The sequence below is a fragment of the Pseudomonas sp. MYb2 genome, assembly GCF_002979955.1.
Classification (GTDB): domain Bacteria; phylum Pseudomonadota; class Gammaproteobacteria; order Pseudomonadales; family Pseudomonadaceae; genus Aquipseudomonas.
Map to the genome: position 1 here is coordinate 318306 of NZ_PCQC01000001.1, position 15264 is coordinate 333569.

Consider the following 15264-nt stretch of genomic DNA (forward strand, 5'->3'; position numbering starts at 1 on the left):
TTTCCTTCAATTCATACAACACCTTACAACCCGGAAGACTCTGACAAATGTCAGAGACGGTTCTTACATCAATTTATTTCCCCCGCAGCTAGCGTGCCTTGGCAAATTTTTTACGCGTGGCGATCAGGGACGATCAAACACCGCGCATCGACTCATTTTGCTTAAGGACAAGCGTATGTTCAGCACGGGCAGTTGCGCGCCTTTTACCCTGCAGATTCCCGGAGTTCGCCACGACTTCAAGGTGCTCGCATTTGATGGTGATGAAGCCATCAGCTGCCTGTACGCCATCCGGGTCGAACTGATCAGTGAACAAGCGAATATCGATCTGGAAGGCCTGCTCAGTCAGCCAGCATTTCTGCAATTCGGGTTCAACAACGAAGGTATTCATGGGCGCATTGAAGATGTGCGGGTCGGTGAAAGCGGAAAACGCCTGACCCACTATGAGCTGAAGCTAGTGCCTGCCTTGCATTATTTGCAGTTCAGTCATGACCAGAGGATTTTCCAGCAGCGTACGGTGCCGCAGATCATCGCGCAGGTGCTCCAAAAGCACGGTATTCAAGGTGATGCGTTCACTTTTCATGTCACCCCGAACCCGCCACGCGACTATTGCACTCAGTACGCGGAAAGCGACTTTGAATTTATCCAGAGGCTGTGCGCTGAAGACGGGATCGCCTGGCATCACCAGCATTCGGCGGACGGCCATTTGCTGGTGTTCACCGATGACCGGGTGTTTCTCCCCAAGTTGGCCGCGCTGCCATATCTGCAGAAATCCGGCATGGTGGCCGAGCATCAGGTTATCAGCCGATTCTGGGTGCGCAACAGTACGCGCACGAGCACCGTCACCCGTCGTGACTACGACCTGAAACGCCCGAGCCTGTTGCTTGAAAGCAGCTTCACCGCCGGATTCACTCCAACGCTGGAGGACTACTTTTATCCGCTGCTGATCGAGAACGAAAGGCGCGGCAAGCAAATTGCTCGGCAGGCACTCGAGCGCCACCGTAGCGATTACGAACTGGGCGACGGCGAAAGCGATCAGACGAATCTGCGTTGTGGCCACCTGTTTGAGCTGACCGGACACCCGCGTAAAAAGTGCAACGACCTGTGGCTTTTGCTCAGCGTCAGCCATGAAGGCCGACAGCCACAAGTGCTTGAGGAGTTCGGCCCCAGCGACGTCAAAACCGCCGATGGTTTCACCCAAGGCTACCGAAATCGCTTTAGCGTGATTCCCGCTGAGGTGGTTTTCCGGCCACCGCTGCCTGCACCACGCCGCCCGCTGGTGATCCAGACCGCACGGGTCACCGGCCCCGAAGACGAAGAGATTTACTGCGATGAGTTAGGTCGCGTGAAGATCGAACTTCCCTGGGATCGCAAAGAACTCAACAGTGAGCGCAGCAGTTGCTGGGTACGCGTGGCGAGCAGTTGGGCCGGAGATCATTTTGGAGCCGTGACCATTCCGCGGGTCGGCATGGAAGTCGTGGTGTCCTTTTTGGAGGGTGACCCGGACAAACCGCTGATCACCGGGTGTGTGGCCAACAGAGTTACCACGCCGCCCTACTCTTTACCCGACCACAAAACCAGAACCGTCTTGCGCAGCGAAAGCTCGCCGCGCAATGGCGGCTACAACGAACTGTCGATTGAAGATCGCGCCGGACAGGAACTGATCTACCTGCGCGCGCAACGCGACATGGCACAGAAAATCGGCAATAGCCTTCAACTGGAAGTGGGCAACGAACGCCGCGAAACCATCAATGGCAGCAGTTACACCCAGGCTGGAAAGTCTCTCGACATCGAGGCCGGCCAGCAAGTGCACCTGAAGGCCGGCGCCAGTGTGGTGCTGGATGCCGGCGCCAGCATCACGCTGAAAGCCGGCGGCCATCACCTAGTGATCGATGCGGGCGGCATTTTCAGCAGCACGGAAATCGAAACGGGCCGCAAGCCACACGACAGTGAAGCCCCCCATCTGCTGCTGCCTGGACTGGATAGCGCATTACGCGTTGCGCCAGCGGTAAACGCGCGTGCAGAGGAAGAGCTCGAGGAAGAGGAGGAAGAAGTCGACCTGGACGATGAGACGCCGGGGGGAATTACTCTGCGTATCGGCGTGTTTTTCGATGGCACCGGGAATAACAAGGACAACAGCGAGACGGTCGCCGCGTGCTACGCCGCAGACGCCAATCTCGCGGAAGCGGCTGCAGAGATCCAGCAGCACTGCGCCACCTACGGTTACGACGGAAACGGGAGTTCGCCGGACAACAGTTATGGAAATGATGCGAGCAATATTGTGCGGCTGTATGAGCTGTATACGGATCATTCCTTCGAAACACTGTCGGAGAAAACGAGAAACGCCTCTTTGCGCGTGTACATCGAAGGTATTGGCACAACAGCTGACGCAGGTGACTCACTTTACGCACAAGCGACAGGCCGAGGAGAGACTGGCGTATCAGCTCGTGTGGAGCAGAGCCCTGAAAAAATTATCGGTCAAGTGCGCTCACTGATCGGTAAGAATCCCAATCTACTTATAGAAAAGATCGAGTTCGATATTTTCGGCTTCAGTCGTGGTGCCGCCGCGGCTCGACACTTTGCAAATGAGGTTCTCAAAGGCGAGCGCAGTATTCTCGCAGATGCGCTTCCAGCAGGTTCTCCGGCACTCTCAAGCACCTTTGACTGGCGTCCGCAATCGAGCATCAGCATCAATTTCATTGGTCTGTTTGACACCGTTGCAGCAATCGCCAACCCATGGCTGTTCGATTTTACCGGCGCTAACAGCAGAAACTCCGGACTCGATTTAAAGCTGCCTGATGGTTGCGCCAACAAAGTAGTCCATCTGGTTGCGCGCGATGAATATCGCGAGAACTTTGCACTCAACAGCCTGGGCGACATCGATCTGGTTTTGCCCGGCGCTCACTCGGATCTGGGCGGCGGCTACTTGCCCAGAGCCAAGGAAAAACTTCTGCTGAGCAACCCGATCACCAGCACTATCAGCCGAGACAAGGACGCGACCCGCAGTGCAGCCTATGTTGCTGCCGAGAAAGAAGCATTTGCCTGGTTTGCAAAAGGCGTCATCGATGAGGACCTCCCGGGCAGTCATTTGCGCGTGGATTTTTGGGAAAGAGCCGTTACTCAATCAACAGCAAATGGTAGATCAAGCCCGGATCCTCAAAAGCGGGTTTACGCGGCGACCAGCATTGAGCGGCCAGTACATAGCGAGCTGTCGCTGGTGTATCTGCGCATCATGCGTGAGCTTGCGGTCAGAGCAAATGTGCCGTTCAAGGTCATCCCAGATACGCCGAATCTGAATCTGCCCGAAGAGTTGGTCCCCATTCACAGGAAGCTCCAGTCCTACGCCTTGGGCGAGTCTCCCGTCGAAGGCCTGACTATCAAAGAAAGGTCATTGTTACGTAGCCGCTATATACATCTCTCTGCTCACTGGAATGCGGCCAAGGGCTTGAACAGCAGCGACTTGAATATTGTTTTCATCAACCGACCAACCAAGAACAACCAACGAGTGGTGCACCCCCATGAATGACTTCACTCGACCTATCAGGAAAACAATGTACTTCCTTCTAGGCATATTATTGGCCGGCTGCGGACTAGACGTCTCCCAAGCTGCGGACAAGCATCCATGGTTCCTTGGCTTTGGAGCACCGGACTACATGGAGGTCTGGATTGAAACCGCCGATGTGGTGGATATTCGAGAGCGAGTATTCCGACGTGCCGGAGCCGGGATTGCTTCGGTAAGAGCTCCCGCTGATAACAAAGGCACGCCCGCAGGGTGGCCAGAAAACCCCGGAAGTGGCGCAGGACGGGATATCACCGGCGCCGACCTGCCCCGCTTGATCTACGTACGATGGCAATCCCTGGCCGAACCTCAAACCTATGAGGCTTACATCACCATTTCCGAATCGGCTCGGGAAATCATGCGAAAGCCGGAAAAAGCTTTCTGCAGGGCTGATGGAAAATGGATCACGGACTACCGCGATAACATGGGTATTGGCTTGGCACCCGGCGGTATTGCAAAGGTCTGGCTAGGGGCCGCTTGCCTCGAGTCTGTCGAGATTACTCGGGTCGAAGGGAGTGTAATGAAGGTAGGCCCGTATCAAGGAAAAAACGAGGGGCGGTACGCACTGTCTCTATCACCTGAATCTAAAGCCTACATCGAAAAATTCGGCATTCCCTTCGGGAGCTGGTAAGGAGCATTACCTCATGGAATTGAAACCGCTGTTGTTCGCAGCGCTGATGTGGCTTCCCGTTACCCACGCATCCGCAGACACCTCGCCACTGGACGGTCATTACTACCTGTCTGGTGCCATGGAAATGGCCGCCGAGTTGCTGTTGCGTAAGGACGGCACTTTTTCTGCTGGTATCGCCTACGGATCGGCTGGCGGTGTCGCCAAGGGAAACTGGTATGTCGAGGAAAACACTCTCATGCTGGAGCAAGAGCCTGCTGCCCAGCCAGCAAAGAAGCTTTCCTACAATCTTTCACGCGAGAGAACTCTGGTCGAACTCAAGGAATATGCCGACAGAGAAAAAAATGAGTTGGCTAAAGAGAGCTACGTTTTAGAGCTACGGTACGATCACCAGCCTCCGCCGCCGCCCCTGAAGCCCGTGATGGTCAGTCTTGAGTTCAATTCAGGCCCACCGGGTCAATTGCTCTTGAACTCGAATCAACAAACAGACCTCTGGTTTCCTTACGATCACCAGAGAACGCTGAAAAAAATTGGCTTTGGCACAGATCCTAATCGTGGAGCTTATCAATGGTTCGATGTCGCGGGGGACAGCCGAGCCTTCAACATTGGCTGGAAGAAACGAAAAAACCAGCCCTTAACGTTCGAACAACCAATCGGATTTGATCTGGCGACCACCAGCCAATATCTGACTCCAGAAGAGCGAGAACGAGTTGACCATAACTATTGGTTGACGTTTTATCACTTCGATCCGGTCTCACCACCTGCGATCCATCCAGTGGAAGTTCATTGGCAATTCGAAGACGGTTCGACGTTGAAGGAGGTTTGGACAGACTCGCAGCAAAACACGCTGACAGTGCCGTTTTCCCCAAACAACGCTTTGGCGAAAATCGGCTTACATACACAAAATTCTCCTGATGAAATCGAGTGGTTCACCGTCATGCCGAAAACTAGATGGGCGACGCTGGACTGGCAAGCCTATCCTGACCCTGCCAACGGCGATCTTTCTGTGTTGTTCAAAGATCTGCAATTGGCCGTTGAGCCAAATTGCCTGGCAGTGGATTTTGGCAACGGCAAAGCCTGCTTCCGCCGCCAATAACCTGGCTTGCAGCCACAAAAAATGGGCACCCGACCGCAATCGGTGTGCCCATTTTTTATTACGGTGTTCCCCCGCTATTCAGGGGATCCGCCGCAATTATGGATTAACGCTGTCTTTCAACGACTTGCCTGGCTTGAACGCAACGGTGTTGCTGGCCTTGATTTTCACCGGCTCGCCGGTTTGCGGGTTTTTGCCGGTGCGGGCGCCGCGGTGGCGTTGCAGGAAGGTGCCGAAGCCTACCAGCGTCACGCTGTCCTTGCGGTGCAGAGCGCCGGTGATTTCTTCGAGAACGGCGTTGAGTACGCGGTTGGCCTGTTCTTTGGTCAGATCTGCTTTTTCAGCGATTGCAGCGGCGAGTTCTGGTTTACGCATTAGTGAAGCCCCTTTGACGGTTTTTTGTTGTTATGTCCGTGCTGTTCTCGTTGGAACAGCGCCCAAGGCGCCGCAGGCTCTACTCTGCGGCAGACGGGAGTGAGAATGGCACGCGGATACCGGCGGCGCCAGTCTCCCCGCGACCTTTGTAGGGGCAAAAGCGGGGTGATTCCGACAGAACGACCGGTATTTACGCCAGCAAGGCCGGAAGCTGTTTGTTCAGGGCGAGTTTTTCCATGACTGCAGCGCCGGTCAGCGCATAACCAAGCAACTGACCGTCGGCGCTGTGGCACAGCGCCTTGATGTCGGCGCCCTGCCCTTCGATTGTCCAAACACCTTCGCTACCACGTGGCGGTGGCGAAACCACCAAGGGACAAACCGGGGTTTTCACAGTAATCGGCATCGGACCGTAGCTTACCGCCGCAGTGTTTCCAGCCAGGGTTTGTGCCAGCGCTCGCGCACAGCTCATGAGGGGCATCACGTACAACAGATTCAGCCCGTCGACTTCCGCGCAGTCACCCAGGGCGTAGATATTGGCGTGAGAAGTCTTCAGGTGACGATCGACGACGACACCACGGTTGACCTGTACGCCGGCGGCTGCCGCCAGATCGATGCGTGGACGCAGGCCGATCGCCGACACCACCACGTCGCACGGGATGACCTGACCGTCGGACAGATGCGCTTCCAGACCGTCAGCGACTTTTTGCAGGCGGGTCAGCACCGGGCCGAGATGGAATTTCGCACCAATGCTTTCCAACCCTGCCTGCAACGCTGCCGCAGCCGCTGGGTGCAGCAGAGTCGGCATGACTTGTTCGCACGGTGCAACCAGTTGCACGTCGTAGCCACCGAGGATCAGGTCGTTGGCGAATTCACAACCGATCAGGCCGGCGCCCAGCAGCAGCACCCGGCGCTTGCCCGCCGCAGCGGCACGGAAACGCGCATAGTCTTCGAGGTCATTGATCGGGAACACCAGATCGCTGCCATCGCCTTCAATCGGCACGCGCACGGTTTCTGCGCCCCAGGCGAGGATCAGATCACGGTAATAAACCGCTTCTTCGCCGATCCATAGGCGTTTATGGCCAGCGTCGATGCCGCTGATGCGCGTATGAGTGCGCACCTCGGCCTTCAACTGCTCGGCCATGGCGCCCGGCTCGGCCATGCTCAGACCATCGGCGTCCTTGTTCTTGCCGAAACCGGTAGAGAGCATCGGTTTGGAGTAAGAGCGGCCGTCATCGGCAGTGATCAGCAGCAGCGGGGTTTCGCTATCAAGCTTGCGAAACTCGCGGGCCAGGTTGTAGCCCGCAAGCCCGGTGCCAATGATTACGACAGGTGCGCTCATGCCTTACTCCCTTGTTTTGCTTAGTTGATTTCGATCATTTCAAAGTCCATCTTGCCGACGCCGCAGTCCGGGCACAGCCAGTCTTCCGGCACGTCCTGCCACAGGGTGCCCGGCGCAATGCCGTCATCCGGCCAGCCGTCGGCTTCGTTGTAGATCAGGCCGCAGACCACACATTGCCACTTTTTCATTCAGGTACTTCCTCAGGGTTCAGGCTTATTGCCGGCGCGGATAGTCGATGGGTGTTGCGCTGCCATCCGGCTCAGGGCGTTTTGTACTGATGGAGCCGGGCAGATGCAAGCCTGTTCGGCGCAATGGCACCCCGGATCAATCAATGTCGCTGCCCGCCATGGTAAGCTCGGCGCCTCATTTGCGGCCAATAATGACTCATTGTGCAACAGACAAATTCCGGCCCGGCCCCGCTCTGGCTGACTCAAAACCGACTGACGCCTCTCCCCGATTCGCTGACGCTGGACTGGTTGTTCGACGAAGGCTCCCTGACCCGCCGACTCACGCGTTTGTCCAACGATGGCTTCAGCGTCACGCCATTGTTCGAGGGCTGGGACACCCTGCGCGCCGACGAATGCGCTGCGCTGGATCTGGCCGAAGGCAGCGAGGGCTGGGTGCGCGAAGTGTATTTGCGCGGCCACGGCGAAGCCTGGGTCTTCGCCCGTAGCGTGGCCTCGCGCGCCGCTCTGCAGGGCGACGGTTTGCACATGGACGAACTGGGCAGTCGCTCGCTGGGCGAACTGCTGTTTTGTGATCAGGCGTTCCAGCGCCGCGCCCTCGAAGTTTGCCACTACCCTGAAGAATGGTTGCCGCAGGCCGCCAAAGCGCCCGGTTTATGGGGACGTCGCTCCCGGTTCGACCGTGGCGCGCTGAGCGTACTGGTGGCGGAAATCTTTCTGCCGAGCCTGTGGAGCGCCGCCGGCGCCCATCCGGAGAACTGCTGATGTATCAAAGCCTGCTCAAGTCCCTGAACCGCTTGAACCCGCGCGCGTGGGATTTCATTCAGTTGACGCGCATGGACAAGCCGATCGGCATCTATCTGCTGCTGTGGCCGACGCTGTGGGCGTTGTGGATTGCCGGCAAAGGCTCGCCGTCGTTGGCCAACGTGGTGATTTTCGTCCTCGGCGTGGTGCTGACCCGCGCCGGTGGCTGCGTGATCAATGACTGGGCGGATCGCAAGGTCGACGGCCACGTCAAACGCACCGCACAACGGCCTTTAGCTGCGGGCAGAATCAGTTCGAAAGAAGCCTTGGTGTTCTTCGCGCTGTTGATGGGCGTAAGTTTCCTGCTGGTACTGTGCACCAATGCGCCGACCATCTGGCTGTCGCTGGGCGGTCTGGCGCTGGCGTTCACTTATCCGTTCATGAAGCGCTACACCTATTACCCGCAAGTGGTGCTGGGCGCGGCGTTCTCCTGGGGCATGCCAATGGCGTTCACCGCCGAAACCGGCGAGCTGCCGGCGGCGGCGTGGCTGCTGTGGATCGCCAACCTGCTGTGGACGGTGGGTTACGACACCTATTACGCGATGACTGATCGCGATGACGATTTGAAGATCGGCGTGAAATCGACGGCGATTCTGTTTGGCGAAGCGGATCGGGTGATCATCCTGAGTTTGCAGGCGCTGTCGCTGGGCTGTCTGTTGCTGGCGGGGTCGAAGTTCGAGTTGGGGACGTGGTTTCACCTTGGCTTGCTGGTCGCAGCTGGGTGCTATGCCTGGGAGTTTTGGTACACGCGAGATCGCGACCGGATGCGCTGTTTCAAGGCGTTTTTGCACAACCATTGGGCCGGGTTGGCGATATTCGTCGGGATCGTGCTGGATTACGCGTTGCACTAAGCGCAAATCAAAGTAGGAGTGAGCCTGCTCGCGATAGCGGTGTGTCAGAAACGAAAATGCTGACTGACACACCGCTATCGCGAGCAGGCTCACTCCTACAGGGGGACCGCGTTTATTTGGCTTTGGCGACTTTCCACGCGCCGTCCATTTTGCCGTCACCGGTCATGTCACCGGCTTTCTTGTCCATCACGAAGGTGTACAGCGGCATGCCTTGGTAAGCCCATTGCATTGAGCCGTCGTCACGCTTGATCACCGTCCAGTCGCCCATCGACTTATCGCCGGCCTCAGCCTTCAACGGCGGCCAATTCGCAGCGCATTTGTCGTTACAAGCGGACTTTCCGGCGGAGTCCTTGGCGAAGGTATACAGGGTCATGCCCTTGTGATCGGTGTACATGCCGTCCTTCTCCATCGCGGGATCCGCGGCCAGTGCAAATCCAGGCAGAGTAAGCGCAGCAGCCATCAACAAGGCTTTGAAAGAAACAGTCATTTGAGTCATGGAAACCTTCTTTTGTGGTTGTCAGGATTCGGACTAAGAGCTTAGTTCAGGATTCGTCCAATCGCCGCCGGACTAAAATACTGTCACACGACTGCAATAATTCCGTTATCTAATGCGGCGCAAGACAGTTAAATGACAAGAGGATTAAGGCATGGTTGGCAGGAGCATTCTGATCGTCGACGACGAAGCGCCCATTCGCGAAATGATCGCCGTTGCGTTGGAAATGGCCGGCTATGACTGCCTCGAGGCAGAGAACTCGCAGCAGGCACACGCCATCATCGTCGACCGCAAGCCGGACCTGATCCTGCTCGACTGGATGCTGCCCGGCACCTCCGGCATCGAACTGGCCCGCCGCTTGAAACGCGATGAGCTGACCGGGGACATCCCGATCATCATGCTCACCGCCAAGGGCGAAGAGGACAACAAGATCCAGGGTCTGGAAGTCGGCGCCGACGACTACATCACCAAACCGTTTTCCCCGCGTGAACTGGTTGCCCGTCTCAAAGCCGTGCTGCGCCGCGCCGGTCCGACCGACGGCGAAGCGCCGATTGAAGTCGGCGGCCTGCTGCTCGACCCGATCAGCCACCGCGTGACCATCGACGGCAAACCCGCCGAGATGGGCCCGACCGAATACCGTCTGCTGCAATTCTTCATGACCCACCAGGAACGCGCCTACACCCGTGGCCAGTTGCTCGATCAGGTCTGGGGCGGCAACGTCTACGTTGAAGAGCGCACCGTCGACGTGCACATCCGCCGCCTGCGCAAGGCCCTCGGCGACGCCTACGAAAATCTGGTACAAACCGTGCGCGGCACCGGCTACCGGTTTTCCACCAAGGCATAAAAAAGCAGCTGCAAGCTTCTAGCTATAAGCGGCAAGTAAAAGCCGATCCGCTTTAGCTTGAAGCTTGCGGCTTGAAACTCGAAGCTGCGTAAGGACGCTCCGTGAATCAAAACTGGCATGGCACCCTGATTCGCCACATGCTGTTGCTGGTCACCGCTTGCCTGGTGATCGGCCTGATCACCGGCTATTACGGCTGGAGCCTCGCGGCGGGACTGGGGATTTATCTGGGCTGGACGCTCAAGCAATTGCTGCGGCTGCACGAGTGGCTGCGTCAGCACCAACCCGATGAAGCACCGCCCGATGGCTATGGCCTGTGGGGCGAAGTGTTCGACAGCATCTACCACCTGCAACGCCGCGACCAACGCGTGCGCGGGCGCCTGCAGGCGGTGATCGACCGGGTGCAGGAGTCCACCGCAGCGCTGAAAGACGCGGTGATCATGCTCGACAGCGACGGCAACCTGGAATGGTGGAACCGCGCTGCTGAAACCCTGCTCGGCCTCAAGACCCCGCAAGACAGTGGTCAACCGGTAACCAACCTGGTGCGGCATCCGCGCTTCAAGGAATATTTCGAGCAGGACAGCTACGCCGAACCGCTGGAAATCCCCTCGCCGACCAATGATCGCGTACGCATTCAGCTGTACCTGACCCGCTACGGCAACAACGAGCACTTGATGCTGGTGCGCGACGTTACGCGCATCCATCAGCTGGAGCAGATGCGCAAAGACTTCATCGCCAACGTCTCCCACGAATTGCGCACGCCGCTAACGGTGATCTGCGGCTATCTGGAAACCCTGCTCGACAACGTCGAGGAAGTGAATCCGCGCTGGAGCCGCGCCCTGCAGCAAATGCAACAACAGGGCGGGCGCATGCAGACGCTGCTCAACGATTTGTTGTTGCTGGCGAAACTGGAAGCCACCGATTACCCGTCGGACAACCAACCCGTGCAGGTCGACACCTTGCTGCAATCGATCAAAAGCGATGCGCAGCAATTGTCCGGCTCGAAGAATCAACGCATCACCCTCGAAGCCGACGCCGGCCTCCTGCTCAAGGGTAGCGAGGCGGAATTGCGCAGCGCGTTTTCCAATCTGGTGTTCAACGCCGTGAAGTACACCCCGGCCGAGGGCAACATCCGCATTCGCTGGTGGGGCGACGATCAGGGCGCACACCTGAGCGTGCAGGATTCCGGGATCGGCATCGACAGCAAACATCTGCCGCGCCTGACCGAACGCTTCTACCGCGTCGACTCCAGCCGCAACTCCAACACCGGCGGCACCGGCCTTGGCCTGGCCATCGTCAAACACGTGTTGCTGCGCCACCGCGCGCGCATGGAGATCAGCAGCGTGCCCGGTCATGGCAGCACCTTCACCTGCCATTTCGCCCCGGCGCAAGTGGCCAGCGCACGGGCGATCAGCACCGCTGAGTAATGTCGCACTAGGCAATCGCCAGGTCAGCCGCTACATTGGCTGACTTGTGCCTGCCTTTCAGGCGCGACTTTTCTCTCTTTTGAATCACACGGAACCCGCAAAACTCCATCATGGACCCTTCCCCTGGCTTGTCCCTCGCAACAATATTCGCCGATTTCGGCATGATTCTTTTTGCTCTGATCCTGGTTTTGCTCAACGGCTTTTTCGTTGCGGCGGAATTCGCCATGGTCAAACTGCGCTCGACCCGGGTCGAGGCCATCGCTGATCAGAACGGCTGGCGCGGACATATCCTGCGCACCGTGCACAGTCAGCTCGATGCGTACCTCTCGGCGTGTCAACTCGGTATTACTCTTGCCTCCCTCGGCCTCGGCTGGGTCGGTGAGCCGGCGTTTGCGCACATTCTCGAGCCACTGCTGAGTGCGGTCGGCGTGCAGTCGCCAGAGATCATCAAGGGCGTATCGTTCTTCACTGCGTTCTTCATCATTTCCTACCTGCACATTGTGGTCGGCGAACTGGCCCCGAAATCCTGGGCGATCCGCAAACCCGAGCTGCTGTCGCTGTGGACGGCGGTGCCGCTGTACCTGTTCTACTGGGCGATGTACCCGGCGATCTACCTGCTCAACGCCAGCGCCAACGCGATTCTGCGTATCGCCGGCCAAGGCGAACCCGGCCCGCACCACGAACACCATTACAGCCGCGAAGAACTGAAACTGATCCTGCACTCCAGCCGTGGCCAGGATCCGAGCGATCAGGGCATGCGCGTATTGGCCTCGGCAGTCGAGATGGGCGAGCTGGAAGTGGTCGACTGGGCCAACTCCCGCGAAGACCTGATCACGCTGGAATTCAACGCACCGCTGAAAGAAATCCTGGCGATGTTCCGTCGCCACAAGTTCAGCCGTTATCCGGTGTACGACAGCGAGCGCCAGGAGTTCGTCGGCCTGCTGCACATCAAGGATCTGCTGCTGGAACTGGCGGCACTGGACCACATTCCCGAGTCGTTCAACCTGGCCGAGCTGACCCGTCCGCTGGAGCGCGTGTCGCGGCATATGCCGCTGTCGCAGTTGCTGGAGCAGTTCCGCAAGGGCGGCTCGCACTTCGCCGTGGTCGAGGAGGCTGACGGCAACATCATCGGCTACCTGACCATGGAAGACGTGCTGGAAGTGCTGGTCGGCGACATTCAGGACGAACACCGCAAGGCTGAGCGCGGGATCCTCGCCTATCAGCCGGGCAAGCTTTTGGTTCGCGGTGATACGCCGCTGTTCAAGGTGGAACGCCTGCTGGGCATCGACCTTGACCACATTGAAGCGGAAACCCTTGCCGGACTGATCTACGAAACCCTGAAACGGGTGCCGGAAGAGGAAGAAGTGCTGGAAGTCGAAGGTCTGCGCATCATCATCAAGAAGATGAAAGGGCCGAAGATTGTGCTGGCCAAGGTGTTGATGCTGGATTGAGTGCAATGCGGGTGACCGCATTGCCTGTTAAAAGATCGTCCGATCGCGGCCCGAACCTGCGGCAGCTCCTACAGGGGATCGCATTCCAATGTAGGAGCTGCCGAAGGCTGCGATCTTTTGCTGTTTACTGCTTGCCCAGCGCAAAGTTGGGCAAGGCCCCCAGCGGCTGGTTGAACTGATACGGAATCGACACCAGCCCCTCACCGGTATTGCGCTGCACGACAAAGTGCAAATGCGGGCCGCTGCTGTTGCCGGTATTACCGGACAGCGCCAACGGACTGCCCACCGCTACCCTTTGCCCTTCGCGCACGCTCACCGAGCCTTGCTTGAGGTGCAGGTACACGCCCATGGTGCCGTCGTCATGCAGCACCCGCACGAAATTGCCGGAGGCATCATTGCCGCGCCCGCTCTGCGCGTTTTCGGTTTTCACCACCACCCCCGCCCGCGCGGCAATGATCGGCGTGCCCACTGGCATGGCGATGTCCATCGCATAACGATTCTTCGGCCCGTAGTGGCTGTACTGGCCGTTGGCGCCCTGGCTCAGACGAAACGGTCCGCCACGCCATGGCAGTGGGTAGCGATAGCCATGCGCGGTGCCTGTGGGGTCGCCGAGGGAGTAATGGAACTGCGGCGTATACACCAACGGTTTGCCACCGCTAATCGCCGTCAGCAGCGCCAGACGCGTATTGCTGCGCGCGGGCAGCACCCGGCGGATGGTTTGTGCCGGCGCGCCGCGGACGTTACTCATCCCGGTAAACGCCAGCGCCACCTCGACCGGTGCATACAGATCGTTGCGCACGAACACCACGTCAGTGCCCTTCTGTTTTTTGATGTCGAGATAGACCTGCCGCTCGAGGCGCTCGACCATGCGGTCCTGAAAAACGAACACCTGCGAGCCTTTGCTCGGCCGGTCACTGTACGAGACCACGCCGTTGGCATCGGTGGATTTGTAAATGGTCATGGCCACAGCCGAGGTGGAGGCCATGAAAAGACCACAGAAAAACAGCAGGCGCGCGAGCATGGGCAAGAGTCTGTCGAAGTAAGGCCTGGAAATGAGCCTAGCAGGTGAAGCAGACCAGGCTAGTCGACAGATGTTTCAATTTGCCCAGCGCACAAAGCAAAAGATCGCAGCCTTCGGCAGCTCCTACAGGGAAAATGCATTCCAATGTAGGAGCTGCCGAAGGCTGCGATGTTTTCACAGACGCCGATTACGCGCCCGGAACGAAGTGCTTCTGCGCCGTGCCGCGGGCGATCAGGCGGGAGATGTAGTCGAGCTTCTGCGCGTCCTGATCGACGAAACGGAAGGTCAGTTGCAGCCATTCGCTGTCCGGTTTCGGCTCAAACGCGACGACGGCGTGCAGGTAGCCATTGAGGCGGGCAATCTCGGCGTTGTCGCCCTGCTCCAGATCGAGCACGGCGCTGTCGAGGATCTGCGGCAGGGTCTCGGTGCGTTTCACCACCAGCAACGCTTCCTTGATGCTCAGCGCTTTGATCACGCATTGCTGAGTACCGCTTGGCAGACGCAACTGACCTTGACCGCGCCCGCTGGCCGGAGCCGACGCGGCGACTGGCGCCTTGACCGGTGGGCTATTGAGCAAACCACGCGATGGCGCAGCGGCGGGCGCAGGAGCGGCAGCGGCAGGCTTGGCAAACGGGTTGACCGCCGCCGCCGGCGCACCACCGACCACGGCAGGCTTGCCGCCAGTCAATGCGCTCAGCGAATCGTTACCGAACGCCGAGTTCATTTTGGTCGGCGCACTGTTCATCAGGGTGTCGAGCTTGCCGACCTTGTTCAGCGCCTGTTTGACCTTGGTCAGCAGTTGCTCGTTGGTGAACGGCTTGCTGACGTAGCCGGAAACGCCGGCCTGAATCGCCTGCACGACGTTTTCCTTGTCGCCACGGCTGGTCACCATGACGAATGGCATGGTCTTGAGGTTGTCTTGCTCGCGGCACCAGGTCAGCAGTTCGAGACCGGACATTTCCGGCATTTCCCAGTCGCACAGAACCAGGTCGAAGGCTTCCCTGGCCAGCATGGCCTGGGCCTTTTTACCGTTGACGGCGTCCTCGGTGCGGATCCCCGGGAAGTAATTACGCAGGCACTTTTTCACCAGGTCACGAATGAACGAAGCATCGTCCACGACCAACACACTGATCTTGCTCATCCAACACCCCTATTAAAATCCCGGCAAGCATAACGCTGGCTGATGGCACATTGCCAAAA

14 protein-coding genes are annotated in these 15264 nt (G+C 58.3%); 8 read left to right on the forward strand and 6 right to left on the reverse strand.

What is annotated here, in order from left to right; genetic code table 11:
* Nucleotides 1–175 precede the first annotated feature (175 nt).
* Genes tssI through CQ009_RS30020 form a run of 3 tightly spaced genes read left to right on the forward strand, consistent with a single transcriptional unit; the run spans nt 176 to nt 5280 of the window.
* Nucleotides 176–3523 carry a type VI secretion system tip protein TssI/VgrG gene (gene tssI, locus CQ009_RS01565; protein ID WP_064389597.1) on the forward strand — a complete coding sequence of 1116 codons (3348 nt, stop codon included), beginning with the start codon at nt 176–178 and terminating at the stop codon, nt 3521–3523.
* Nucleotides 3516–4187: a DUF2931 family protein gene (locus tag CQ009_RS01570; RefSeq protein ID WP_064389598.1), complete on the forward strand. Its 672-nt coding sequence runs from the start codon at nt 3516–3518 to the stop codon at nt 4185–4187. Before tssI ends, CQ009_RS01570 begins: the two co-directional genes overlap by 8 nt.
* Before the next feature lie 13 nt (nt 4188–4200).
* A complete protein-coding gene (locus CQ009_RS30020) occupies nt 4201–5280 on the forward strand; it encodes a hypothetical protein (RefSeq protein WP_177330944.1) in 1080 nt (359 codons plus the stop codon).
* 96 nt (nt 5281–5376) lie between these two features.
* Here CQ009_RS30020 and CQ009_RS01580 read toward each other — a convergent pair whose 3' ends face one another.
* The 3 genes from CQ009_RS01580 to CQ009_RS01590 all read right to left on the reverse strand — a co-directional run bounded on the left by CQ009_RS01580 (nt 5377) and on the right by CQ009_RS01590 (nt 7179).
* Complete coding sequence (locus CQ009_RS01580) at nt 5377–5652, reverse strand: HU family DNA-binding protein (RefSeq protein ID WP_003213368.1); 276 nt, start codon at nt 5650–5652, stop codon at nt 5377–5379.
* A 190-nt stretch (nt 5653–5842) separates the two neighbouring features.
* A complete protein-coding gene (locus tag CQ009_RS01585) occupies nt 5843–6991 on the reverse strand; it encodes an NAD(P)/FAD-dependent oxidoreductase (RefSeq protein ID WP_105704686.1) in 1149 nt (382 codons plus the stop codon).
* Nucleotides 6992–7011: 20 nt separating this feature from the next.
* Entirely contained in the window at nt 7012–7179 is a 168-nt protein-coding gene (locus tag CQ009_RS01590; protein ID WP_007954349.1) for a rubredoxin, read from the reverse strand.
* Nucleotides 7180–7380: 201 nt separating this feature from the next.
* On the opposite strand from CQ009_RS01590, the gene CQ009_RS01595 reads away from it, so the two are divergent.
* Nucleotides 7381–7941 (forward strand): chorismate lyase, encoded by a 561-nt coding sequence (locus CQ009_RS01595; protein WP_064389600.1) that lies wholly within the window; start codon nt 7381–7383, stop codon nt 7939–7941.
* Nucleotides 7941–8831, forward strand: coding sequence for a 4-hydroxybenzoate octaprenyltransferase (ubiA, locus tag CQ009_RS01600; RefSeq protein WP_105704687.1), 891 nt, complete (start codon nt 7941–7943; stop codon nt 8829–8831). Before CQ009_RS01595 ends, ubiA begins: the two co-directional genes overlap by 1 nt.
* Before the next feature lie 112 nt (nt 8832–8943).
* On the opposite strand, the gene CQ009_RS01610 is transcribed toward ubiA, so the two are convergent.
* On the reverse strand, nt 8944–9327 hold the full coding sequence (locus CQ009_RS01610) for a hypothetical protein (protein ID WP_064389601.1): 384 nt from the start codon (nt 9325–9327) through the stop codon (nt 8944–8946).
* Between the two features lie 151 nt (nt 9328–9478).
* On the opposite strand from CQ009_RS01610, the gene phoB reads away from it, so the two are divergent.
* The 3 genes from phoB to CQ009_RS01625 all read left to right on the forward strand — a co-directional run bounded on the left by phoB (nt 9479) and on the right by CQ009_RS01625 (nt 13043).
* A complete protein-coding gene (gene phoB / locus CQ009_RS01615; RefSeq protein ID WP_007896474.1) occupies nt 9479–10168 on the forward strand; it encodes a phosphate regulon transcriptional regulator PhoB in 690 nt (229 codons plus the stop codon).
* A 137-nt stretch (nt 10169–10305) separates the two neighbouring features.
* Nucleotides 10306–11592 carry a phosphate regulon sensor histidine kinase PhoR gene (gene phoR, locus CQ009_RS01620; protein ID WP_236427349.1) on the forward strand — a complete coding sequence of 429 codons (1287 nt, stop codon included), beginning with the start codon at nt 10306–10308 and terminating at the stop codon, nt 11590–11592.
* 110 nt (nt 11593–11702) lie between these two features.
* A complete protein-coding gene (locus CQ009_RS01625; RefSeq protein ID WP_064389603.1) occupies nt 11703–13043 on the forward strand; it encodes a hemolysin family protein in 1341 nt (446 codons plus the stop codon).
* Between the two features lie 124 nt (nt 13044–13167).
* Here CQ009_RS01625 and CQ009_RS01630 read toward each other — a convergent pair whose 3' ends face one another.
* Together CQ009_RS01630 and CQ009_RS01635 are read right to left on the reverse strand one after the other, a co-directional pair.
* Complete coding sequence (locus CQ009_RS01630) at nt 13168–14064, reverse strand: M23 family metallopeptidase (protein WP_105704689.1); 897 nt, start codon at nt 14062–14064, stop codon at nt 13168–13170.
* A 187-nt stretch (nt 14065–14251) separates the two neighbouring features.
* Nucleotides 14252–15205 carry a response regulator gene (locus CQ009_RS01635; protein ID WP_105704690.1) on the reverse strand — a complete coding sequence of 318 codons (954 nt, stop codon included), beginning with the start codon at nt 15203–15205 and terminating at the stop codon, nt 14252–14254.
* Nucleotides 15206–15264: the final 59 nt, after the last annotated feature.